We start from the raw sequence: 23312 nt of genomic DNA, 5'->3' as shown, positions 1-23312 counted from the left end.
CGATCAGCCTGAGGCGCCAGCCGCTTCGATGCGCCGTTCCGTCGTTGCGATCCAGATCCCGGCAAACACCGCAACGATGCCGGCCGCCAGATTCCAGCGCAGCGGCTCGTTCAGCAGCCAGGCGCCGACCAGCGATGCCGTGATCGGGTTGACCGTCACCGAGATTGCGACGCGCGTCGGCGTCGTCCGCTCCAGCGCGAAGGCCCAGAGATAGAAGGTCAGCGCCGCGCCGAAGGCACCCAGATAGAAGGCTCCCAGCCATTGCGGCATGCCGAAGCCGGCGACGGGAGCAAAGCTGTCGCGGACATACGAAAGCAGGATGAGGCAGGATGCACCCGCCGCCATGCTCATGGTCGTAAAGGCGATCGGGCTGGAGCGATGGATCAGCGGCTTCGACCAGATGCCGTAGAGCGCCATGCACAGCGCAGCCGCCATCATCAGCAGATCGCCACGCCAGGCGCCTGACGGCGCCGAGGCGAGGTCGGAGAGCAGCGCGACCGCAACGCCAAACGTCGCAGTCACGACGCCGATGGATTTGCGCGAGGTCAAGGCTTCGGCGCCGAGCGCGGCCCCGATCACGAGCGACAGCAGCGGCAGCGTCGATAGCGCGAGCGCGCCGCGCGCCGCCGTCGTGAAGATCAGCGAGGCGTTGAACAGGATCGGGAACAGCGCGAAGAAGAGAATGCCAAGTCCGACGGCGGCGGCCCAATCCCCCCGCTCCGGCCAGCGATCGCCGCGCAGCAGCGCCAGAGGCAGAAGCAGGACAAAACCGATGCCGAACCGGAACGAGCCGATCGCGAGCGGATCGAGGCTGTCGACGAGATAGCGCGTCGCGCCGACGGAGGTCCCGCCGAGCCCGCTCGACAAAACGGCAGCAAGAACGCCAAGGATCTCGCCCACGAATCCTCCCATCGACTTTGCGGGCAGCATAGGAGGCGCGCCAAAACGGGGAATGGAATTTGCGTCATAGCAGGATAAGCTTTCGTCATGACCTCGCCTGATCTCGACCTCGACCTTCTGAAGGCCTTCCTCGCCGTTGCCGAGCATCGGTCGTTCACGCGCGCGGCCGCGATGTTGAACCGCACCCAATCGGCGGTGAGCGTCCAGATCAGGCGTCTCGAAGAACGGCTGGATCTCAGGCTGTTTCACCGCACGAGGTCGGGCGTGGCACTGAGCGCGGCCGGCCGGGAGCTGCTTGCCTATGCCAAGCGGCTTCTCGAACTCAATGCAGAAGCGGTCGATGCGCTCCGCAAGCGCGAGGCCATAATCCGCCTCGGGGTGATGGACGATTACGGCACCATCGTCGTTCCATCGTTGCTGGCGCAATTCGCCAAGATCCATCCGGAGATCCGGGTCGAGATCGAGACCGGGCTGACCGCCACGATGCCGGCCCGGCTCGGCGAGGCCTATGATCTCGTCATCGCCATGCATCCGGAAGGACACGGCGAGGGCGAGCTGCTGCGGCGCGAGCAGGCGGTTTGGGCCGCAGCCGCGTCATACTCGGCTGGGGCGCCGCATGACACGCTGTCCGTCGCGCTCTATCCGCCGGGCTGCCTGTTCCGGCAATGGGCCACTGAGGCGCTTGATGCCGCCGCCCGCCCCTGGCGGCTCGCCTTCGTCAGCCGGACCCTTGCGGCGGTCGAAGCGATTGCGGCACAGGGCCTGGCCATCACGGTCGTGAAGGCCGGCACCCTGCCGCCGCGCCTCCGAGTCCTCTCGGAACGCGACGGCCTGCCGCCGCTGCCGGCCGCGGACATCCGCCTCCACCGCGCGAGCAATCTGTCGCGGCCGGCCGCATTGCTGGCAAATCATCTGCAACGGGCAATTTCGGAATCGAACGCCATATAACGATGGATCGCAGAGGTGTGTGGCCCTATACGGCCAGCTTTGCAAATCGCGCGGGCCGAAACGAAACGGATGAGCTGGTGAACATTTCCTTCTATGACCTGTCGGTGTGGGTGCTTCCCCTCGTGCTCGCCATCACCTTCCATGAGGCCGCGCATGCCTTCGTCGCGGACCGGCTCGGGGACAACACGGCCGCGCAGCTCGGCCGCGTCAGCTTCAATCCTATCAGGCATATCGACCCGTTCGGCACCGTCATCCTGCCGGCGATGCTGCTGTTCGCGCATTCGCCGTTCCTGTTCGGCTACGCCAAGCCGGTGCCGGTAAACTTCCGCAAGCTGAACAATCCCAGGCTCGACATGGTCTGGGTAGCGCTGGCCGGACCCGCGACCAACATCCTGCTGGCGCTCGCCACCGCCCTCGCCTTCCATGCCCTGCCGCTGGTGCCCGCGAGCGCGGCGAAATGGGTTGCCGACAACCTCAAGAATGCCCTCATCATCAACGCCATCCTGGCCGTCTTCAACATGATGCCGATCCCGCCGCTGGACGGCGGCCGCGTCGCGGTTGGGCTGCTGCCGCGGGCCCTCGCCTTTCCGCTGGCCCGGCTCGAGCCGTTCGGTATGTTGATCCTGATCGGGCTCTTGATCCTGCTGCCGCTGGCGGGCTCGCAGTTAGGTCTAAATCTTGATGTTATTTCAGCAATACTGCGGACGTTGACCGGTTATGTGATTCAGGCTGTTCTCTTCCTAACCGGCAATGCGTAGTTGAACCGGAACACCCGAACACGAGCCGAAAGGCCAGAGGCCGACTTGGTCAAAGCTGCCGATATGCTGATCGCGCGACGCGCCGACACCCGCGCCCGCGCCGATTTCGCCACCTGGAAGATGATGGCTAAGCTCAACGGGGCGTCCGCGCTGCCTCCGGAGGCCCAAGAGTTCCTGAGCAGCTACAGGAACCTGTTGGCGCAGATGAGCGAGGGCGAAGCCACCGAGGCCACCATCGGTGCGATCTACAAGGCCTATTACGTCGAGATGGGTGGCGCTGGAACACCGCCCGATGTCCGTCCCCGCCAGGCCGAGCCGGCAGCGGATAATGTTACCGCTTTCCGGCGTCCGGCGCCGAAGCCGAAGAACGCTGGCTTCTTCGCGACAGGCGCGGCCAGCGGAGCCCAGAAACGCCCCCTCCCGGTCGCGCTGATCTTCGCCTGCTTGGTGGTGGTCTATGTCGGGATCCGGCTCTACTGGCGCTGAGCCGACTTCTTGTTGGCGGTCTTCTTCGATTTCTCAGGCGCGAAGTTGATCTCGAGGGTGCGCTCGAAACGCTCCTCGGTCAGTTGAACCGGAGGCGGCTCGAAAGGATCCGCCTTGCGAACCATCGAGATCGCAGCTGCATCGTAGGCGGCGTCGCCGGACGAGGCGATCACGTCGACCGAGACCACATTTCCCTTTCGGTTGAGCGCGAAACTCACCGTGACCTTCTGATTGGCGTTCTCTCTGCCTTCCGGATTGATCTGGTGCTGCTTGATACGCGCACTGATTTTCTTGTTCCAGTCCACCGTGATCTTCAGGATGTCCTTGCCGAGCCCAACCACCGGCGCCAGGGCCTTTTCGGCCTCGCGCGTTGCGTCCTCGAACGTTTGCCGGGCCATATCAACCTGCTTTGGGGCAGCCTCCATGGCGGGCGTTTCAACGGCAGCCGCCTTTGGATCGTCGTCCTGCTCCTTCTTCGCAACCTTTTCGCTGACAATGCGATCGGGATCCTCGGCCTCTTGCGGTCGATCTTGAGGAAGTTCTGTCTCCTTCAGTTCGGCCTTCTGCTCCGGAAGCTCCGGGCGCTCCTCTTGTGCCGCGGAGTCGTTTGGTCCGGTCGGCAAATCGGATTCCTGAGCCTCCGGCGAAGCCATCTCGACCGCGAACTCGGCTCCGGCCGCGCCGAGACCATCGCCGTCGTCGTCGCCGTGCAAATGCGCCAGCGCGAGCGCAGCACCGCCGAGATGCAGGGCGAGCGCGGCGGCCGCCGCCAGGATCCAGAGCTTCCGGGATGGTCTCGGTTCGTCCGCCATCGTTCCGTCTTCTTAAGGCTGGGCGGCGCCTGCCACAGGCGCCCCCGGTGCGCCTTCCAGCGCGACCAGCTTCACCCGCGTATAGCCGCCCGAGCGCAAGAGCTCCATCACGCCCATTAACTCGCCATAGGGCACCGAGCGATCGGCGCGCAGGAAAACGTACTTGTCCTTGCTCATCTCGGAAAGGCCGTCGAGGGTTCCGATCAACTCGGCCCGGTGAACGGCGTTCTCCCCGATCGCGAGCGTCAGATCGGGCTTGATGCTGAGATAGGTCGGCTTGTCCGGCTTCTTCTGCGGCGTCGCACTCGACGTCGGCAGATCGATCGGCAGGTCGACCGTGGACAGCGGCGCGGCGACCATGAAGATGATCAGCAGCACCAGGATGACGTCGATGAACGGCGTGACGTTGATGTCATGCGTTTCCGAGAAATCGTCGTCGTCATCATTGTCTGCGAGGGAAACGGCCATGGTCTACTCCGCCGCGCGCGAATGCACGCTGCCGTGGCTGCGGTCGAGATCGCGCGACAGCAGCCGCCCCGCCGCGCCCGAGGCGCGGCTGACGAGTTCGAGATAGCCTTTCGTCACGCGCGAGAAGTGGTTGTAGATGATGACGGCGGGAATGGCGGCGACGAGGCCGATTGCGGTGGCGAGCAGCGCCTCGGCGATGCCGGGCGCGACCACTGCGAGGTTCGTGGTCTGCGACTTCGAGATGCCGATGAAGCTGTTCATGATGCCCCAGACCGTGCCGAACAGGCCGACGAAGGGCGAGGTCGAGCCGATGGTCGCGAGCACGCCCATGCCGATCCGGATGCGCCGCTGCTCCGCACGCACGATCTCTGAGAAGCTCGAGGCCGCGCGCTCCTTGATGCCGGCATCGCTGGACAGGCCGGCCGACATCCGCGCTTCGCGCAACGCCGCCGCAAGGAACGACGGCAGGATGCCCTCCTTGGTGCCGAGCGCCATCTGCGCTTCGGCAAGCGAGCGCGCCTCCGCAATCTTCTTCAACGCCGAACGCAGCTTGCCGGAGGCGACCGACAGCTCGATCGACTTGGCGATGAAGACGGTCCAGGTCATCAGCGAAGCGAAGGCGAGCCCGATCATCACCGCCTTCACGATGACGTCCGCCGACATGAACATCACCCAGGGCGACAATTCCTTCATGGCCGCCGCCTCGGGCTTCGCACTCGCGGGATTGGCGGCCACCGGGGCGGCGCCCACGACGGCGGGAGCCGTCGAGGCCGCAGGCGCAGCTGCCGGGGGGACGGTTCCGGCAGCGGACGGCTGAGCCGTCGATGGGGCCGGTGCCGGCGGGCTCTGCGTCTGGGCGGAAACGGGGGATGCGAGCCAGGCAGACGCCAGCATCAAGGCTGCGGCAAGGCTTGCTTGGAAGGACATGGTCTTCATACTTCGGCCCAGTAGCGAATGAGATTGTGCTAGATACCCGTCAATTTGACCGTTTCGGGATCGTCAAGCCCGAGCCGTTCCACCAGCGCCTGAATCGCGGTGTCGAGGTCAAAGATCATGCTCCGGGCTTGATTGTCCCGTATCATGCTCTGAAGCCAGAAGAAAGACGCAACCCGCGTCGCCCTGGTCACGGGAGCGATGAGAGGTGCTGGAGGATAGAGCACAAGGCCCTCCAATTCCTGTCGTTCACACGCGTCGAACGAATGTCGGCTGTTGGTATCGGCCACACAATTGCAGGTCAATGCGTGCCGTTCGCGAGAACCCTTGAATAGATCAAGATCAAAACGATTCTAAACTGCCCCGCTCTCTGAGCGAAGGGTGCGTCCTAGACGCAAATCGATTGCTGGCCACTCGATCGCCGCTCTGGGTTTCATCAGCCACAGCAACTCGTCGACGGTCTTCTGCGCAACGGCGCGCACGCGATCGGTGCTGTCCATGCCGGCGATGTTGGCGCCGTTGACGACGGCTTTGATCTCGTCGCGAAAGTCGGTGAGAAAGCACAAGGGATCGCGCTGCTCGTTGGCGACACGCGCGATCAATCCCTTTCAGAATCTGGCACGCGATCAGCTTGCCGTTCAGCTCGTCCAGGCTTTGCTCCGTCGATGCGGCGCCGAAATGGGCGATGCCGAAATCCATGGTAACCGAAACGGCCCACGACGCGACTTAGCACCGTTCTTGCGGCAGATCCGAAAGGCGGCGCGGCGCGGGGCCGGTCGTCCCGAGCACACTGCTCCGCGCACTGCGGAAGACTTGCACGCCGGCCGGTCGCGGCGGGAAAACGCGGCATTGCACGTCGCCGCGCCAGCGAGCTGCCTACACGGTGCAAAGCTTTCCAATTGTTTAGGATTCTCACCCGATAGTGCTGTTTACTCTGGAAGTTGGCGTGTATTATACATCATGCTGGAACCGTACGATTGCCCCGATAGTCGTAGCCGAGGGCATACGAGCCGACACGAGACGACATGAACAAGTCCCGGCCGATCCTTTGGCTTCTGATCATCGCGGCCGTGGCTTCTGCGGGCTATTATGGTTGGCAGAAATTCGGCACGTCCGAGGCTGGAAAAACCCAGACCGCACAAAAAGGCCCGCCTCGCCCCTCCGCCGTCCCGGTCAGCGTTGCGCCGGTTCAGAAGACCGACTTTCCGGTCTATCTCACTGGTCTCGGCACGGTTCAGGGCTTTAACACGGTCCAGGTCCGAAGCCGTGTGGATGGCCAGATCGACAAGCTCGAATTCAGGGAAGGCCAGATCGTCAAGCAGGGCGATCTCCTGGTTTCGATCGATCCCCGTCCCTATCAGGCCGCGCTTGACCAAGCCAAGGCCAAGAAGGCGCAGGACGAGGCCAGTCTCGCCAATGCCAATCTCGAACTCCAGCGCGCCACGAAGCTCGGCGAATTCGCCACCGCCCAGCGCGTCGACACACAGCGCTCCACCGTCGCTCAGCTCACCGCCCAGATCGCCGCCGACGATGCCGCGATCTCCAACGCCCAGACCCAGCTCGATTACACCCAGATCAAGGCGCCGATCACCGGCGTGGCAGGCCTGCGTCAGGTCGACATCGGCAACATCGTCAACGCTTCGTCGCAGACCGCCATCGTCACGATCTCGCAGGTCGAGCCGATCGCCGTGATCTTCACCGCGCCGGAAGACCAGCTCCCCTATATCAGCGAGGGCCAGAAGGCCGGCGCGCTCAAGGTGATCGCCTTCACCACCGACGGCAAGAGGACGCTGGCCGAGGGCAAGCTCGCTGTGATCAACAACCAGGTCGACGCGAGCAGCGGCACGATCCGGCTCAAGGCGGTGTTCGACAACAAGGAAAGAACGCTGTGGCCGGGCCAATCGGTCTCGACGCGGCTCCTGGTGCGAACGCTGAATGATGCGACGGTCGTTCCGGATGACGCGGTCCAGCGCTCCACCAACGGGCTCTATGCCTATACGGTCAACCAGGACAACAAGGCCGAACTGCACAAGATCAAGGTCAGCTATGGCATCGACGGTCATTCGGTCATCGAGGAAGGATTGAGCCCCGGTCAGCAGGTGATCGTCGGTGGACAGTTCAAGGTGCAGCCCGGAAGCCTGGTGTCGACGGCGGTAGCAAGCTCGGATCCGACCCAGAACAAGGTTCGACAGCAATGATCGGGGGCGGGATTTCGGCGCCTTTCATCCGATATCCCATCGGCACCTCGCTGCTGATGGCCGGCATTCTCTTCGTCGGCCTGGTCGCCTATCCCCTGCTCCCGGTCGCGCCCCTGCCGCAGGTGGACTTTCCGACCATTCAGGTCACCGCCAATTTGCCCGGCGGCAGCCCCGAGACCATGGCTTCGTCGGTGGCGCAGCCGCTCGAGCGGCAATTCGCCCAGATTCCTGGCATCGCGCAGATGACCTCGACGAGCTATCTGGGCACGGCGTCGATCACCATCCAATTCGACCTCAACCGCAACATCGACGGCGCCGCCAACGACGTACAGGGTGCCATCAACGCGGCCAGCGGCCAGTTGCCGAGGAACCTGCCGTCGCCCCCGACCTACCGCAAGGTCAACCCCGCCGACGCGCCGATCCTGCTACTGTCGGCGACATCGGAGACGCTGCCGCTGACCAGCGTCAGCGATGCCGTCGACACCCAGCTCGCCCAGCAGATCAGCCAGCTCTCGGGCGTCGCCCAGGTCTTCATCGGCGGCCAGCAGAAACCCTCGATCCGCATTCAGGTCGATCCCGCAAAGCTGGTCGCCAAGGGCTTGTCGATGGAGGACATCCGCAGCCAGATCGCGATCACCACGGTCGACAGCCCCAAGGGCAATATCGACGGCGAGAAGCGGGCCTATACGATCTACGCCAACGACCAGCTCACCCACGCGAAGGACTGGAACGACGTCATCATCGCCTATCGCAACGGCGCTCCGTTGCGAATCCGCGATATCGGCCAAGCGGTCACCGCTGCCGAAGACGCCAAGCAGGCGGCGTGGGCCAACGGCAAGCGCGGCGTGTTCCTGGTGATCTTCAAGCAGCCCGGCGCCAACGTCATCGAAACCGTCGACAGGATCAAGGCGACACTCCCTCGTCTCGTGGCGGCGATCCCGCCCGCGATCAAGATCGAGCTCATCAGCGACCGCACCGCGACCATCCGTGCCGCGGTCGAGGACGTCCAGTTCACGCTGCTCTTGACCATTGTGCTCGTGGTCATGGTCATCTTCATCTTCCTGCGCAGCTTCTGGGCGACGGTCATTCCTACCGTCACGGTTCCGCTGGCGCTGCTGGGCGCGTGCGCCCTGATGTGGCCGGTGGGTTATTCGCTCGACAATCTGTCGCTGATGGCGCTCACCATCGCGGTCGGTTTCGTGGTCGACGACGCCATCGTGATGCTCGAGAACATCACGCGCTACATCGAGGAAGGCGACTCGCCGATGGAGGCCGCCTTCAAGGGCTCCAAGGAAATCGGCTTCACGATCGTCTCCATCAGCATCTCGCTGGTCGCGGTGCTGATCCCGCTGCTCCTGATGGGCGGCATTATCGGGCGCCTGTTCCGCGAATTCGCCGTGGTGCTGGCGATGACGATCTTCGTTTCGATGTTCGTATCGCTGACGCTGACGCCGATGATGGCCTCACGCTTCCTGCGCGCCCATGGCGAGGTGCAGCACGGCCGCTTCTATCAATGGAGCGAGCGCGCCTTCGACGCGATGCTGCGCGGCTACGAATATGTGCTCGATCACGCCCTCGCCTGGCGGCGCACCACGCTCGCGATCTTCTTCGTCACGCTCGGCCTGTCGATCTACCTGTTCGTGCTGATCCCCAAGGGCTTCTTCCCGCAGCAGGACGTCGGCCTGATCACGGCCACGTCTGAAGCCTCGCAGGACATCTCGTTCAAGGAGATGGTGAGACGCCAGGAGCAACTCGGCAAGATCATCCTGGCCGATCCCGACGTTGCCAGCGTTGCCATGTCGATCGGCGGCAGCGGCCGTGCCGGCAACAACGGCAACCTGTTCATCACGCTGAAGCCGCGCAATGAGCGTGACGCATCGGCCCAGCAGATCATCGCGCGTCTGCGTCCGCAGTTCGACAAGGTCCAAGGCGCCCGCCTCTACATGCAGGCGGCCCAGGACGTGCGGCTCGGCGGCCGACCCACGCGCACTCAGTTCGAATTCACGCTGCAAGACGCCAATCTGGACGAGCTGAACGAATGGGCGCCGAAGATCCTCGCCAAGATGCAGACACTGCCGGAGCTGCGCGACGTCGCGACCGACCAGCAGACGCAGGGCACGACGGTCCAGCTCAAGATCAACCGCGACACCGCCGCCCGCTACGGCATCCAGCCCCAGCTGATCGACGACACGCTGTATGATTCCTTCGGACAGCGGCAGGTCACGCAATATTTCACGCAGCTCAACACCTACAAGGTGATCCTGGAAGTCCTGCCGGAGATGCAGGGCGATCTCGAGACGCTGAACAAGCTCTACGTGAAATCGCCGCTGACCGGCGACCAGGTGCCGCTGTCGACCTTCGCGAGCTGGACCACCGATCCGGTCCGCCCGCTCTCGATCAGCCATCAGGGCCAGTTCCCGTCGATCACGATCAGCTTCAATCTCGCGCAAGGCGTCGCGCTCGGCCAGGCCACCGAGGCCGTGCAGAAGGCGATGGCGGAGCTCGGGACGCCGCCCACGCTGAATTCGAGCTTCCAGGGCACCGCGCAGGCATTCCAGCAATCGCTCGGCACCGTGCCGCTCCTGATCCTCGCCGCGCTGGTCGTGGTCTATCTGATCCTCGGCATTCTCTACGAGAGCTACATCCATCCGATCACGATTCTGTCGACGCTACCCTCGGCCGGCGTCGGCGCGCTCGCGATCCTGATGGCGGCCGGATTCGACTTCAGCCTGATCGCGCTGATCGGCATCATCCTCCTGATCGGCATCGTGAAGAAGAACGGCATCATGATGGTGGACTTCGCGATTGCCGCCGAGCGCGACGAGCACAAGACGCCGGAGGAATCGATCCGCCAGGCCGCACTGCTGCGCTTCCGTCCGATCATGATGACGACGATGGCGGCCCTGCTCGGCGGCGTGCCCCTCATGCTCGGCCACGGCACCGGCGCCGAAATCCGCCAGCCGCTCGGCTACGCCATGGTCGGCGGCCTGATCGTCAGCCAGGCGCTGACGCTGTTCACCACGCCGGTCGTCTATCTCTATCTCGACCAGCTCAACAACTGGTTCTCGACCTGGGGCCGTTCGGACGACGAAGGCGAGGAGACGCCCGAGCACCGCAGCGTCAAGGAAGCCGCCGAGTAAGCTTGCGCCGCGCCTGCCGCGACGCTACAGCGAGACCCCGGTTCGCAAATGCGGTTTCCCATGCCTGTGCAATCCAGACTTGTCGCCCTTGTCGCTGCTGTCCTGTTGTCAGCGGGCGCAGCACACGCCCAGCAGGGCGCCAAGAAGAACGCCGCGCCCGCCCCGGCCGCGCAGCCCGCGCCTGCCCCGACGCAGGCGCAGGCTGACGGGGCTTCCGGACAGCCCGGCTGGATCGTCCGCTGCACCAGCGCAAGCCGCGACGCGGCGCTCGAATGCGCCATGGAGCAGAACGCGGTGCTGACCAAGACCGGCCAGACCGTCGTCCTGATCAACATCCGCATCGCGCCCGACACCCGCACGCCGATCGCGCTTCTGCAATTGCCGCTCGGCCTCAACCTTCCCGTCGGGGCCAAGCTCCAGGTCGACGAAGGCAAGGCGTTCGATCTCCAGATCCAGACCTGCGAGAACCGCGGCTGCTACGCCTCGACCCCGGTTGCGCCGGACCTGCTCACCGCCTTGCGGTCGGGCAAGCAGCTGAAGGTCTCGTTCCAGAACATGGCCAAGGAGACGATCGCGATCCCGATGCCGCTCGGCGATTTCGCTTCCGCCTACGACAAGATCAAGTAGCGGGCCCCCTCACGTCACGATGTCGCTCGCCCGAAGCAGCGTGGTGAAGCCTCCATAGATCATGCGCTTGCCGTCGAACGGCATGCCTTCCATTTTCAGCCGCGGATCCGCCATCACCTTCTTGTTGATGGCATCGCGGCTCTCGCGGTCCCGATAGACGATCCAGGCGAACACCACGATCTCGTCCTCCTTCGCGATCACCGCGCGCGGAAACGAGGTGAGCTCTCCATAGGGAACGTCATCGCCGATGCATTCGACATAATCGAGCGCGCCGTGTTCCATCCAGATGGCGCAGGCGGTCGTCGCCATCGCCTTGTAGGCCTCGATGTTGTCCTTCGGCACGGCGAGAACGAAACCATCGACATAGGGCATTTGCGGATCTCCTTGGGTTGTGCAGCCCAAGGACGATAGAGCGGGCCGCGATCCGACTTGGAAACGCGAATGTCAGGTGAGGCAAACCGCCGCGTGTGGTGATGTGGCGATGAACCTGGCGTCTACGCCCGAACGGTTTGGAACCGCACCGTGGGGAAAACCGCCCGGAATTGGCTGGGGAACCTGGATTCGAACCAAGACAAACAGAGTCAGAGTCTGTTGTGCTACCGTTACACCATTCCCCACCGAAGCGCTTGAAATTGCTCAGCTTTCTTCGGAGGTTTTGCAAGGCCGGCTGAAAGGTTTGCAAATCAGCAGCTTGCAGGCCGGTCATATAGCCGCCTCGGCGTTCTGGGTCTAGTCCGAAAGCTACCAAAACAGACCGAATGCCGGCTCCGGCTGACGGCCTGTTTTCGGCTACAGATCGTTAGCCGCGCCAGACGCCTTTTTCTGGCTTGAGTGGCTTCCCTTTTCGTGCGGCTCGTCCGGGATCGTTCATGCCGTTCGCTCCCATGCGCGCGCTCAGGATTGCCCCGCAGTCCCTTCGAAATACCCATCGCGCCTCAGGTCCAGCCAGTGCGGGAAACCTCCCTTGCACCTCTGGCCCAATCTCCGCTGCGGCAGTCAAGCAGGGCCCGGTTCATGCGGATAACCGTACCTCCCGACGACGACACGTTGCGGGGACTGAAAGCCGCGCAACATGTCCGCATGTCGTCAGACGCCCAGAGATATTCGATCGAGAACCAGATGGCGGCGATCGCCGCACACGCAGCCCGGCGGCACATCACCATCGTGCGCACCTATGCTGACGCCGGCCGGAGCGGCTTCGCATTCGGGGACTGGACGGGCTGCAGGATCTGATCCGCGATGTTCAGCTCGGCCGAGCCGATTTCGACTGCGTGCTGGGGTACGACATCACCCGGTGGGAGCGATTTCAGGATGTCGATGCGATCTCCAAGGGCGCGATCACTCATAGCGCTGCCAAGGACCAACGAATTCGACAACTGCGGCGGTTGGTTTCGATCGGCACCTCCACCGGCACCATCACAGCGCCCCATCCGGATCAACTTTTACCGGTACTGCGCAGGGCGGCATCAGTGCCGCCTTCGGCCTTCTTCAGCCTACCATCGTCGCGAAAAGCTGTTGCGGATCATCTAATCTATCGCCCGCTGACGTAGAAATACAGATAGCTGGGGCATCCAGAGGGATATGTCGGTTCGGGCTGGCCACGGGCGCGGTCCTCCCAATAGGCAACTCGGCATTCTGACTCTTTCAGGTTTTCGCGCGTATCGATGTATAGACTGCCAACTTTCAAGAGCGCGGCGACCAATGACAAAAGCCCAAAATACCTAAGAAAAAGACGCCAACCGTCGTCCTCGACCTTGTCCATAGACACATACTCGGATAGCGGGCGCAAGTTATCACCGCAACCGTTAACAAGGCTACAGAGGACGCCCAAGCTGACCGGAAAAGCCTGAGCAATAGGTCGCTCAATCGCTCGTAGCCACCAAGAAGCGGTATCAGGCTGCTAAGAAGGCCAAGACTGGCGTCCCCTCGGGCGGTAATCGCCGTCATCCACGAGCGTGAATCGTCACAGAATTGGAGGCGGTCCCTGGTTCAACGATTGGTCAGCTTGAGAGGTGATGTGGGACGCAAGGTCAAGACAATCGCTGATCAATCGTTCCCCATGGTGCTAGGCCGAATACGGGAAGCTTGCCCTTTTGCGCGATACGAGCGATTCGATCGCTAGTCCTTCAACGCATCTATGTAGGGTCGATATTTCTGAGAGAGCCTACGAAGAGTATCGACGATCTTCTGCTTTTTCTCCGGCGGCAAATCTGGCTGAGACGCGAGCTTCTCCAGTTTAGATTCCACGGACACCCAAAAAGCCGAACCGCCCATCGCGGCGAATTTGTCCTCAGCCGTCGAAACGAGAATTGCCAAGGAGAAATAGACGAAAACGATCGCTGCAACAGTGACCGCGCAAACCTTTATCAAGAAAATTCCCAGTGGTGAAAACTGGCTGGATGTCACTCTCCCCACAGCGCCCTCAACGTCCGTCACTTGCATCCCCATGCCTCGCTCTGCCTTGTTACCTCAATAGCACAGGCGCAACCACGGATGGAAGGCCACTCCAAAACAGGTTGCAACGAGGAATTGCGAGGCAATATGCTTTGCCCAGCCTTATCATCCGTTTGAAGCCCTTTGAGAATGTCTTCCGCTATCGTAAAATCCAGACCCAGCAACCAGGCCATTCAATCAGGAATCCTGTTTGCTGTCGCGGCGGCGGTCCCAATATACGTTGTTTCGAGCTTCTTGATTGCAGCCACTTATGCTTATCCTGAATCTGATGATTACTGCCTTTTCTACAATTACCGGGACAACGGCCTAGTCGGATCAATCGGCGACTTCTATCGAACGCTCGTCGGTCGGGTCGTACCGTTGATCTTGATCACAATACCAGGAATAATAACCCGCGGTTCAGTTCAGCACCTCGTCGAAGTCTACCCTTCAGTACTCATTGCTTTTGCCCTGCTTTTTGCAGGGTCAATGGTATGGGTTGCGGTACGTTTGTATCGGCATGTCCCAGCCGATCGGCTCGGTTATCTGTCTCTCAGCCTCGTCGCGACGGTTTTTGCAAGCTGCGAGGATCCTCGCGAATTGCTGTACTGGCTGCCTGGTGTCGCTTGCTATGCGGTCCCGGCGGCGCTGGTCGCTATCGTTTTGGCAGAGCTCTATGTCAGCGCCGCGGAGGGCGACGAACTCTCCCCCCTGAAGACCAGCACGCTTGCTGCATTTTCGTTTGTTTCAGCACTGTGCAACGAATTTACGCCAATCTGGTTGATCGGAATTGTCCTCGGCTCTTTTCTCTTCAGGCGACTATCAGGCCATCCGCGCCCCCAATCTGCAGCACATCTCGTATTGCTGGCAGCCACGTTGGCGGGATTCGCTATCCTTCTTGGTGCGCCAGCAAACTCCGTGAGAATGGGGCAGTTCCCAGCCGCCGGGAATGTGTTAGGAGCTCTACTTGAGGCCGCCAAACGGGCGCCCTTGGATTGGACGAGAGCGCTCGTCATCGCAATGCCGTGGGCGCTGGCGGCCCACCTTTGCGCGGCTTCTTTCCATCGCAAGCCGCGTAATGTCGCGGCGCAAGCGTTTTTGTTCGCTGGTCTGGCAGTTTTTCTCTTCGGCAGCTCATACGTCGCGCACTTCGTTGGGTATTTCGCGACGGGCACCCATCTAGCTCCTAGAGCAAACAATCAAGTGCTGATTTTACTAATCGTTGGTTTTGCCTGCGGCTTCGCCGGGATTGGGTCTCTTCTTTCGTTTGGCAAACTCAATACGATCAGCATCGCCGTGGCATGTATGTTTCTCACCGTGCCGATCTTAAGCGGAACTGGTTTCAAGCTGATGCAGGCCGAATGGCCTCTCTTTAATGCTTTCCGGACAGAGACTCTGCACCGCGAGAAGCTAATGCTAACAGCGACAGAGCCTGATCTTGCTGTTCCTAGCTTCACTGTCCGCCCAACGTTACTTGTCGGTCAGGATCTGTCGACGAGCCCAGATCGTCTCCCGAACGACTGTGTCGCGGCGGCTTACAAGTTGAAGACCGTCGTGTTGCAATGACAGAGGAAATCCGGCCGACCGCGATCTCGACAAAAAGCGGACGATCGATGCCTTGCTAGCGGCTCGATGATCAACAGGTCGTCCGCGCGGCCCCTTGTGGGGGACACGTCGCACATCTGCCGTTGATCAGACGACGATGTGGTCGAAGTCTGCGGCGATCCGGGTGTTCGGGAAGATTTTTGCCGCCTCGGCGAGAATTTCTGCGTCTTCGTAGCGCCCCGACATATGCGTCAGCACGAGCTGTCCGACCTTGTTCGCGGCGGCAAAGGAGGCCGCTTCTGCCGCGGTGAGATGGCCGTAATTCCGCGCGGTCGGCGCGTCGCGATCAAGGAATGTCGCCTCGATCACCAGCATGTCGGCGCCGGCGACGTATTGCGACAACCCCTCCGTGGTCTCGGTGTCGCCGATCACGACGAGCTTGCTGCCGCCGCTCGCAGGACCCAGGACCTCTTCCGGATCGATGGTTCGGTCGGCAAGCACGATCGGTCGGCCCGCGGCCAACTCGCCGCGCAAGGGACCGTCGGGGACACCGAGCGCGATGAGGCGATCAGGCCGAAGATGACGACGCGCGGGGCTTTGGAAGATGAAGCCGAAGCTGTCGGTGTCGCGGTGGCGGACCGGAAAACAGTCAACGGCGAATTCACCGGTATCGATAGCTCGTCCCTCGGTCAGCGCTTCGAACTGGACGGCAATCGGCGCCCTGCCCGCGCCCCACAGGCCGGCGAGCATGCGGGTGACGAGGTCGAGCGTGCCCGCGCCGCCGTGAACGGTCATTATCTCGGACGTCTGCCGCAAGCCGAGCGTCGAGAACAATCCGGGGATGCCGAGCACGTGGTCGAGATGGGCGTGGGTGAGCAGGATGCGGTCGAGCCGCCGGAAGCCGGCGCCGCTGCGCAGCAGCTGGCGCTGCGTGCCCTCGCCGCAATCGACCAGGACGCGCTTGCCTGCGGCTTCCACGAGGAGCGCCGGATGGTTGCGCTCCGCCGAGGGAACGCTCGCCGATGTCCCGAGAAACGTCAGGGCGAACATGGTCGTCGATATCCCGCGACCGTCCTCCGCGTCAATGGGTTGACGGTCTCACCGTCCCCAATGCCACGCGAGCAGCAGCGCGTACAGGCCCATCGACGCGGCATAGAGCACGGCGAGCAGTACGTACCCCGCGATCTGGCGACTGATCGCAGCCTTCGGCGTCACCCACCAGTCGAGCGCCTTGAAGGCGGCGGGCACCAGCCACCAGCCGAGCAGCTGGGTGCTGACGAGATTGCCGAGGAACAGCGACAGCCAGACCGGCACGCCGTTTCTGTCGATCAGGGGCGCGCTGATGAAATAGCCCCAGAGGTAGACCACGGGATAAAGCACCAGGAGAACGATCAGGTTGCTCTTCCAGATGAAACCGGGCCCTTGCTCGGGGGCCGACGTCTTGCCGGCCGGGAACCAGAAATTGAAGCCATAGCTCGCCCGCTTCACGTTCATGCCGGCGTTGAAGCGCGCCCCCTCCTTCAGCAGCGTCTGCCGCAACGGCGAGTCGAGCCAGGCATTGAGGTTGGCATCAGAATCGAACGACAGGATGATGATCCATTCGTCATGCAGACCCGGAAGCGGCCGCTCGATCTTGTGCCGCAGAAATCCCTTGAACTCGGCCTCCGCCGCCTGGATGCGCTGCTGCCATTTCAGGAACGCGTCCTCGAGCCCATCAGGGACTTTGAATGAGATGACGGCCGAGACCGCGCTGTCGCGCGGGACGCCGGTGTCGGGCAGGATATGGACGTCCTCCGAACCGACGAAGAAGCGCTGCACCTCCGCGATCAGCTTCGCCCGCACCTCGCTCTGCAGCCAGGCACGTGCCGCAGCCGGGATCGCGAAACGCAGGATCGTCACCCAGTCCACATGCGCCGGCGGTTGCGGCGGCACCACCTCAAGGCTGAGAAAGCCGGGCCAGGTCTTGAGCACTTCGCCGACCTCACCGTTCCACCGGGCGAACGCAGCAAAGCCGTCGTCGGCGATGCGGCGCTGGATGACGAGAGCGACCGGCTGGCCGGCTGTGTCAGGAGATGCGCTCATCGCGGCGACTTCAGCCCTTCTTGTAGAGACGCTTGCCCATCACCCAGGTCTCGTCGACGCAGCGATCGTCGCCGACCATCATGACGGCAAACAGCATGCTCGCGGCCTCGTCCATCGTGCGCGGGCCGGCGCCGTCGGCGATCAGCGATTGATGCCACGCTTGCGCGACCTGCCCGCCGTTCGGATCGAGCGCGACAAAATCGGCCTCCTTGCCGGGCTCGAAATTGCCGAGCTTGTCGTCGATGTAGAGGCCTTCGGCACCGCCGAGCGTGATCGACCAGAAGCCGCGATAGGGCGAGAGCTTGTTGCGCTCGGCTTCCGCGAGATCCTTGCGTGCCGGATCGATGCTGCCGTCGAGCAGCGTGTTGTTGCACATGCCGACCTTGTAGGCGTCGTCGAGCACGGAAATCATCGAGAAGCGGTTGCCGCCGCCGACATCGGTGCCGAACGACATCTTGACGCGATGCTCGGGATCAGTGGCGCGGCCGAGGCGGAACAGGCCACTGCCGAGGAACAGATTCGAGCACGGGCAGAACACCACCGCCGCGCCCTTTTTCGACATGCGGCGGAATTCGTTGTTGGAGAGGTAGACGCCGTGGCCGCCGGAGAATCTCGGACCGACCAGGTCGAACTTCTCGTAGACACCGAGATAATCCTGGCAGTCCGGATGCTCGACCAGCACGCCGCTGCATTCGGCCGGATTCTCGGAGATGTGGGTGTTGACCCAGCAGTCCGGATGCTCGTGCTTGAGGCGCTGACATGCTCTCAGCAATTCCGGCGAGGCACCAAAGGCGAAGCGCGGCGTGATGGCGTAGAGATTGCGGCCCTTGTTGTGGTACTGCGCGATCAGCCGCTTGCTGTCGCGATAGAAATTCTCCGGCGTATCGATGAAATCGGCCGGCGCGTTGCGATCGATCCCGGTGAGGCCCGCGATGACGCGCATGTTGCGCCTGCTCGCTTCCTCGAACAATTCCTCGGTCGAAACAGGCGAGGAGCTCGTGAAGGCCTGGCAGGTGGTGGTGCCTGAGGCGAGCAGCGCATCGAGGAAACGCTTCACGCCCTCGCGCGCGTAGTCGCGATCCCGGTATTTGAGCTCTTCCGGGTAGACCCATTTCTGGAGCCACGGCAGGAGCTGCTCACCATAGGCCCCTAACACGCGCGTCTGCGGCAGATGGATGTGGCCGTCAATGAAGCCGGGAACGATGATGCGGTCCTTGATGTGGGTGACCTCGACGCCCGGATGGGCGGCGGCAATCTTGTCATAAGGACCGAACGCCTTGATCACGCCGTCAGTGACGACCATGAGGCCGTCCTGGTGAAAGCGCGCGGAGGCCGGCTCGTTGCCGACGTGCTTCCAGGGATCGTCGACGAAATCGAAGAACGTGCCGCGAATTCCGACCGTGGTCATGATTTGGTTCCTTATTTAACTGTGTGTCGCTTGCCGCGCCGACGGCAGCGAGATCGCGAGCAGCGTCCCCGCAATGGCGCAGAGGCCGAGATAGAGCCATCCGATCGGCGCCTGCGTCGCTTCGGGCAACACCGCCGTGATCGCCATGGCACCGCTCACGGCGAGATAGCAGAGCGCGCTGATGAGGCCGCCGATCAGGCCGTGGTCGCGCTCGAACAGGCCGAGCGCCATCCCGTACATCATCGGGCACAGCACGCCGCAGCCGCCGAGCACCAGCGCGCCGCCGATGGTGATCGACGTAAAATCCAGACCTAGGGTCATGCCCGTTACGCTCAGGACCGCAGAGCCGGCGAGGAACAGCGCGAAGGCGCCGAAGGCCAGCAAGCGCGCCGGCATGACGCGCGCGAAATGCGCGCAGCCGAGCTCGCCGGCGAGATTGACCCCGCCAAGCCCGAGTGCGACGAGGCCGTAGATGGCCGCCGAATAGCCGAGACCGGTCTGGTAGAAGAACGGCGCGACGACGCCGAACGCCAGCTGCGCGCTGGCCGCCGCGGCAAAGACCAGCACGAAGGCGAGGAAGCCCGGGCGGACCAGCGCATCGCGCAAGATACCGGCAGTGCGGCGCGGATCGAACGGCGCACGCCGCTCTGCCGGCAATGTTTCGGGCAGAAGAAATGCGACGATCGTGGCGACGATCGCCGCAGCGATGGCAATGACGACGAAGACGCCGCGCCACGAGGTCAGCTCGACGATGAAGCCACCGGCCGCCGGCGCCAGCACCGGCGCAAGGCCCCAGGCGGCACCCAACAGGCCGGAGATCGCGGTGAGCTCGCGGCCGCGGAAACAATCAGCTGCGACTGCATAGGCGACGACGAGACAAGTGCAGCCGCCGATGCCTTGCAGGAAGCGCAAGCCAAGCAGCAGCGTCGCGCTGGTGGCGAGCGCACAGGCGATGCTCATCGCGATCAGCACCGACAGGCCTGCGAGCAGCACGTTTCGGCGGCCGAGGGTGTCCGAGGCGATACCGACCGGCACCAGCGCCAGAGACATGCCGAGCATGTAGGCGGTGACGGTGTTCTGCATCGAGGCCGCGTCAGCTGTGAGATCCACCACCATCTGCGGCAGGCCGGGCGTATAGGCATCGAGCGGAATCTGGCTGAACGGCACGACGCACAACAGGATCGGCACGATCCCACTCCTGGCGCGACCGGCGTCCGAAGCAAGTGCAGTCATGGCTTACGCCCCCTCGATGCCCGTAGGCCCCATCTTTTCGTGCGCGCAATGAGACACGCTGCAGGCTGTGGATATTGACGCGCGGAACGTGCCAGAACTGTATGTAAAAACTCTTAGGGGTTCCCGTATCGACACGGTTCGCGGCGCTGGATGATCAGGCTCCGGGCACGCTCAAACAAAAATGCGAAAACAACCCCATGCACAGTACGAATCATTGAAGAATTTCGTGCCGCATGGTGCGGGTCCTGCCGGCGAGGGCCGTTTGACACGTCGGGCAGAACAGGCGCAAAGTTGCATGATCGCCGATCGTGAATCCGCAACTCGCGCCGACGCCGTTAACCGGTCGGAAGCCATGGCTGCTATGAAACGTGAGCCGGCCTCGACATCGGCACCACTGTCGATGGCCCGAGGCCGAACTCTATGCACGCGCGCGATAGCAGTTTGCACGAGGCCATGCTTGTCCAGCAGATGGATCGAGACCCGGCAGGCATCGGCAATCGAGGTTGGAAATGACTCTCCTCAGAAGTGACGGCGTGTGGTTGAACGAACCGAAACGATGGACGGCAGAGGACGATCGCCTCCAGGTCGTGACGGACAAAGGCACCGACTTCTGGCGCGAAACCCACTACGGCTTTAATCGTGACAGCGGGCATTTCCTGGGCTTTCCAACCGGCGAGGCATTCACCGCCAGCTTGCGTGTACAGGGCGACTTCCAGGCGCTCTACGATCAGGCGGGCATCATGGTGCGCATCGATGCGCGACATTGGGTCAAGGCCGGCATCGAACTGTCGGACGGCCGCGCCATGCTTGCAAGCGTGTTAACCGACGAGCGATCGGACTGGGCAACGGCACCCTATGAGCATGATGCCGGAGACTTCTGGGTCCGCGCAACCGTCGCCGACGGCGTCCTTCGTCTACAAGTCTCGTCCGACGGCAAGACCTGGCCTCTCATGCGGCTAGCGCCGTTTCCGGCAGCAAGCTCCTATCTTGTGGGGCCGATGGCCTGCACACCCGAGCGGGCGGGACTGGAAGTCGTGTTCTCGAACTTTCGTCTGACACCGCCGCTTGGAAAGGACCTGCACGACCTGAGCTAAGCGGCCTTGCGATCTATCGCGCTCGCGAGCGGGCAGATCGTCGTTCAGCGCAGCGCCCTGCCACTCGTCTCTATCGCCTCCGCCGACTGCGCCTCGACCGCCTGCACTGCGACATCGGCGACCTGCCGCAGCGCTTCGCGATCGGCGCCTGACGACGCCATCACGCCCATGCCGACCGCCACCGCCGAGACATAGCGCGCGAGCGCGGCCGGATCGGCGCTCTCCTTGAGATCGCCTTCGGCCCTGGCGCGGATGAAGCGGTCGCGGAGCTGGTCCTCGTTCTGGGCGCGGCGCGCGGCGAGCTCGAACGGGACGTTCTCGGAGCCGGTGCCGCAGGCGATGCCACCCTGCACGAGCAGGCAGCCGGGCGGATTGGCGGGATCGGTCTGCTTGTCGGCGATGCCCATCAGCATCCGCTCCGCCACCTCGCGAGCGGTGGGCGCTGCGACCACCTCGTCCATCCAGGTGTTGCGCAGCTTGGTGTAGCGGTCGAGCGCCGCCTTCAGCAGGCCTTCCTTATTGCCGAAGCAGGCGTAGAGACTGGGCGGATTAATGCCCATGGCCTCCGTGAGCTGGGCAATTGTCGCGCCCTCATAGCCATGGCGCCAAAACACTTCCATCGCCTGGTCCAACGCCGTTTCGGCGTCGAATTCGCGGGGGCGTCCCATGCCCATGTGCCTGTCTCCTCGGATTCGGCGTGCTGTCTCAGCCTAACGCTGGATCCTATCTATTTGTTCTAGCTTTCTTTTTCTTGTGTCTTCCAATCGTCGCGGTATCGGCGTACAATTTTCTTAGTGATTGGTACATAAGTATCTTGCACTGCGGTATCCAGCTCCACATCTGTAGTGAACACTACATATCTGGAGCGCGCAAATGCATCCCTCCCAAAATACCTCCCGCACCGGCCGTTTCCGCCGCCTTCTGGGCGGCGTCGCCATCGTGGGCGCCCTCGCCGCGGCCGGCTCGATCGTGACCGGCCGCTATTTTCATGCGGCACAAGCGACCGCACCAGCGGCCGCAGCTGAACAAGCCGTTTCCGTCACCGTCGCGATGATCGAGCCGCGGCAGACCGTGCTGTGGGACGATTTCTCCGGCAGGCTCGAGGCGATCAACCGTGTCGAGCTCCGCCCCCGCGTTGCGGGTGCGATCATGTCGGCGAACTTCACCGAGGGCGCGCTGGTGAAAGCCGGCGACGTGCTGTTCAAGATTGATCCCGCCCCCTATGCGGCCGAGGTCGACAAGGCTGCCGCCCAGCTCGAGGCCGCAAAAGCCCGCGTCGTCTTCACCCAGAGCGAGCTCGAGCGCGGCGCGCAGCTCGTCGGCAACGCCGTCGTCACCCGCCGCGACTACGACCAGCGCGACAACGCCAATCGCGAAGCGATCGCCAACGTCAAGGCGGCCGAGGCAACGCTCCAGACCGCAAAGCTCAATCTCGACTACACCGAAGTGCGCGCCCCCGTGGATGGCCGCGTCGGCAAGATCGAGGTCACCGTCGGCAATCTCGTCGCCGCCGGCACCGCCTCGCCGGTGCTGACCTCGCTGGTCTCGGTCAATCCGATCTACGCCTCGTTCGATGCGGACGAAGAGGTGGTGCTGCGCGCGCTGAACTCGATCGCCGATGCTTCCGGCCAACGCGGCAAGCTCGACCAGATCCCGGTCGAGATGACGACCTCGGGCGGCTTGTCCGCGAAGGGCAACATCCAGCTGATCGACAACCAGGTCAACGGCCAGAGCGGCACCATCCGTGTCCGCGCAGTGTTCCGCAACGACGACGGGCGTCTCATCCCCGGCCAGTTCGCGCGCGTGCGCATGGGCCAGCCGAAGCAACAGGCGCTTGTGATGATCGACGAGCGCGCGATCGGCACCGACCAGGACAAGAAGTTCGTGATGGCAGTCGGCGACGATAGCCGCGCCGTCTACCGGCCGGTCACGCTCGGCGGCGCCGTCGATGGGCTTCGCATCGTCACCTCGGGCCTGAAGTCCGGCGACCGCATCGTCGTCAACGGTCTGCAACGCGTGCGTCCGGGCGCCCTTCTCAAGACGGAGGTGGCGGCGATGGGCGCACGGGGGCCGCAGCAGGCGTCGAACCACAGCAACCAGGACGTGGTGCAGCGTTAATGCACCCCGTCATCCCGGGGCGCGCATCGCGCGAACCCGGGATCTCGAGCGTACGAAACTCCGATCACATCACCTCTGGATTCCGGGTTCGCGCTTCGCGCGCCGGGGAATGACGAGTGGAGGTCTCGG

Annotated in this window: 22 protein-coding genes, 1 tRNA gene and 2 pseudogenes; 11 read left to right on the top strand and 14 right to left on the bottom strand. The window is 63.1% G+C overall.

The window, feature by feature from the left end; translation table 11 throughout:
* Nucleotides 1-3: 3 nt before the first annotated feature.
* Nucleotides 4-900, bottom strand: coding sequence for a DMT family transporter (locus ACVWYQ_RS01475; RefSeq protein WP_404541732.1), 897 nt, complete (start codon nt 898-900; stop codon nt 4-6).
* 87 nt (nt 901-987) lie between these two features.
* Here ACVWYQ_RS01475 and ACVWYQ_RS01470 point away from each other — a divergent pair, with 87 nt between their 5' ends.
* The 3 genes from ACVWYQ_RS01470 (at nt 988) to ACVWYQ_RS01460 (ending at nt 3092) form a co-directional block, all read left to right on the top strand.
* On the top strand, nt 988-1848 hold the full coding sequence (locus ACVWYQ_RS01470; protein ID WP_275500100.1) for a LysR family transcriptional regulator: 861 nt from the start codon (nt 988-990) through the stop codon (nt 1846-1848).
* Nucleotides 1849-1925: 77 nt separating this feature from the next.
* Nucleotides 1926-2606: a site-2 protease family protein gene (locus tag ACVWYQ_RS01465; RefSeq protein ID WP_275500102.1), complete on the top strand. Its 681-nt coding sequence runs from the start codon at nt 1926-1928 to the stop codon at nt 2604-2606.
* 63 nt (nt 2607-2669) lie between these two features.
* Entirely contained in the window at nt 2670-3092 is a 423-nt protein-coding gene (locus tag ACVWYQ_RS01460) for a hypothetical protein (protein WP_157282410.1), read from the top strand.
* Here ACVWYQ_RS01460 and ACVWYQ_RS01455 read toward each other — a convergent pair.
* The 5 genes and pseudogenes from ACVWYQ_RS01455 to ACVWYQ_RS01435 all read right to left on the bottom strand — a co-directional run bounded on the left by ACVWYQ_RS01455 (nt 3080) and on the right by ACVWYQ_RS01435 (nt 5956).
* The gene (locus ACVWYQ_RS01455; RefSeq protein WP_275509500.1) at nt 3080-3904 is read right to left on the bottom strand and encodes an energy transducer TonB; all 825 of its coding nucleotides are present in this window, start codon (nt 3902-3904) and stop codon (nt 3080-3082) included. The genes ACVWYQ_RS01460 and ACVWYQ_RS01455 overlap by 13 nt on opposite strands.
* A gap of 12 nt (nt 3905-3916) precedes the next feature.
* Nucleotides 3917-4372 carry a TonB system transport protein ExbD gene (gene exbD / locus ACVWYQ_RS01450; protein WP_036001202.1) on the bottom strand — a complete coding sequence of 152 codons (456 nt, stop codon included), beginning with the start codon at nt 4370-4372 and terminating at the stop codon, nt 3917-3919.
* A 3-nt stretch (nt 4373-4375) separates the two neighbouring features.
* A complete protein-coding gene (gene exbB, locus ACVWYQ_RS01445; RefSeq protein ID WP_157282259.1) occupies nt 4376-5308 on the bottom strand; it encodes a tonB-system energizer ExbB in 933 nt (310 codons plus the stop codon).
* A 29-nt stretch (nt 5309-5337) separates the two neighbouring features.
* Nucleotides 5338-5532: pseudogene (locus ACVWYQ_RS01440) on the bottom strand (PKHD-type hydroxylase); the annotation flags it as partial.
* A gap of 126 nt (nt 5533-5658) precedes the next feature.
* Nucleotides 5659-5956: pseudogene (locus ACVWYQ_RS01435) on the bottom strand (hypothetical protein).
* A gap of 374 nt (nt 5957-6330) precedes the next feature.
* Here ACVWYQ_RS01435 and ACVWYQ_RS01430 point away from each other — a divergent pair.
* Genes ACVWYQ_RS01430 through ACVWYQ_RS01420 form a run of 3 tightly spaced genes read left to right on the top strand, consistent with a single transcriptional unit; the run spans nt 6331 to nt 11270 of the window.
* Nucleotides 6331-7503 carry an efflux RND transporter periplasmic adaptor subunit gene (locus tag ACVWYQ_RS01430; protein WP_271547166.1) on the top strand — a complete coding sequence of 391 codons (1173 nt, stop codon included), beginning with the start codon at nt 6331-6333 and terminating at the stop codon, nt 7501-7503.
* Nucleotides 7500-10643, top strand: coding sequence for a multidrug efflux RND transporter permease subunit (locus ACVWYQ_RS01425; protein WP_157282260.1), 3144 nt, complete (start codon nt 7500-7502; stop codon nt 10641-10643). The genes ACVWYQ_RS01430 and ACVWYQ_RS01425 overlap by 4 nt, the downstream gene beginning before the upstream one ends.
* 60 nt (nt 10644-10703) lie before the next feature.
* Nucleotides 10704-11270, top strand: coding sequence for an invasion associated locus B family protein (locus ACVWYQ_RS01420; RefSeq protein ID WP_157282261.1), 567 nt, complete (start codon nt 10704-10706; stop codon nt 11268-11270).
* 9 nt (nt 11271-11279) lie between these two features.
* Here the strand turns inward: ACVWYQ_RS01420 and ACVWYQ_RS01415 are convergent, their stop codons facing one another.
* Both ACVWYQ_RS01415 and ACVWYQ_RS01410 read right to left on the bottom strand, forming a co-directional pair.
* A complete protein-coding gene (locus ACVWYQ_RS01415; protein ID WP_271547167.1) occupies nt 11280-11642 on the bottom strand; it encodes a DUF1428 domain-containing protein in 363 nt (120 codons plus the stop codon).
* A gap of 171 nt (nt 11643-11813) precedes the next feature.
* Nucleotides 11814-11887, bottom strand: a tRNA-Gln gene (locus tag ACVWYQ_RS01410).
* A gap of 397 nt (nt 11888-12284) precedes the next feature.
* Between ACVWYQ_RS01410 and ACVWYQ_RS01405 the strand changes: the two genes are divergently transcribed.
* Both ACVWYQ_RS01405 and ACVWYQ_RS01400 read left to right on the top strand, forming a co-directional pair.
* Nucleotides 12285-12503, top strand: coding sequence for a recombinase family protein (locus ACVWYQ_RS01405; RefSeq protein WP_404541736.1), 219 nt, complete (start codon nt 12285-12287; stop codon nt 12501-12503).
* Nucleotides 12504-12541: 38 nt separating this feature from the next.
* A complete protein-coding gene (locus tag ACVWYQ_RS01400; protein ID WP_404541738.1) occupies nt 12542-12820 on the top strand; it encodes a hypothetical protein in 279 nt (92 codons plus the stop codon).
* 568 nt (nt 12821-13388) lie between these two features.
* On the opposite strand, the gene ACVWYQ_RS01395 is transcribed toward ACVWYQ_RS01400, so the two are convergent.
* Nucleotides 13389-13712, bottom strand: coding sequence for a hypothetical protein (locus tag ACVWYQ_RS01395; protein ID WP_404541741.1), 324 nt, complete (start codon nt 13710-13712; stop codon nt 13389-13391).
* A 141-nt stretch (nt 13713-13853) separates the two neighbouring features.
* Here ACVWYQ_RS01395 and ACVWYQ_RS01390 point away from each other — a divergent pair, with 141 nt between their 5' ends.
* On the top strand, nt 13854-15269 hold the full coding sequence (locus ACVWYQ_RS01390; protein WP_271547170.1) for a DUF6056 family protein: 1416 nt from the start codon (nt 13854-13856) through the stop codon (nt 15267-15269).
* A gap of 126 nt (nt 15270-15395) precedes the next feature.
* Here the strand turns inward: ACVWYQ_RS01390 and rnz are convergent, their stop codons facing one another.
* Genes rnz through ACVWYQ_RS01370 form a run of 4 tightly spaced genes read right to left on the bottom strand, consistent with a single transcriptional unit; the run spans nt 15396 to nt 19971 of the window.
* Complete coding sequence (gene rnz, locus ACVWYQ_RS01385; RefSeq protein ID WP_404541744.1) at nt 15396-16298, bottom strand: ribonuclease Z; 903 nt, start codon at nt 16296-16298, stop codon at nt 15396-15398.
* A 48-nt stretch (nt 16299-16346) separates the two neighbouring features.
* Nucleotides 16347-17330 (bottom strand): antibiotic biosynthesis monooxygenase, encoded by a 984-nt coding sequence (locus tag ACVWYQ_RS01380; RefSeq protein WP_456725365.1) that lies wholly within the window; start codon nt 17328-17330, stop codon nt 16347-16349.
* 10 nt (nt 17331-17340) lie between these two features.
* Nucleotides 17341-18738 carry a guanine deaminase gene (gene guaD, locus ACVWYQ_RS01375; protein WP_456725364.1) on the bottom strand — a complete coding sequence of 466 codons (1398 nt, stop codon included), beginning with the start codon at nt 18736-18738 and terminating at the stop codon, nt 17341-17343.
* A 15-nt stretch (nt 18739-18753) separates the two neighbouring features.
* Entirely contained in the window at nt 18754-19971 is a 1218-nt protein-coding gene (locus ACVWYQ_RS01370) for a multidrug effflux MFS transporter (RefSeq protein ID WP_157282266.1), read from the bottom strand.
* 509 nt (nt 19972-20480) lie between these two features.
* Here ACVWYQ_RS01370 and ACVWYQ_RS01365 point away from each other — a divergent pair.
* The gene (locus ACVWYQ_RS01365) at nt 20481-21065 is read left to right on the top strand and encodes a DUF1349 domain-containing protein (RefSeq protein WP_157282267.1); all 585 of its coding nucleotides are present in this window, start codon (nt 20481-20483) and stop codon (nt 21063-21065) included.
* 44 nt (nt 21066-21109) lie between these two features.
* Here ACVWYQ_RS01365 and ACVWYQ_RS01360 read toward each other — a convergent pair whose 3' ends face one another.
* Complete coding sequence (locus ACVWYQ_RS01360; protein ID WP_456725363.1) at nt 21110-21739, bottom strand: TetR/AcrR family transcriptional regulator; 630 nt, start codon at nt 21737-21739, stop codon at nt 21110-21112.
* Between the two features lie 199 nt (nt 21740-21938).
* Here ACVWYQ_RS01360 and ACVWYQ_RS01355 point away from each other — a divergent pair, with 199 nt between their 5' ends.
* Nucleotides 21939-23183, top strand: coding sequence for an efflux RND transporter periplasmic adaptor subunit (locus ACVWYQ_RS01355; RefSeq protein ID WP_271547176.1), 1245 nt, complete (start codon nt 21939-21941; stop codon nt 23181-23183).
* The last annotated feature ends 129 nt before the right edge of the window (nt 23184-23312 follow it).

The organism is Bradyrhizobium sp. USDA 3397, from assembly GCF_054060965.1.
This window is presented reverse-complemented; position numbering and strand designations above follow the sequence as displayed.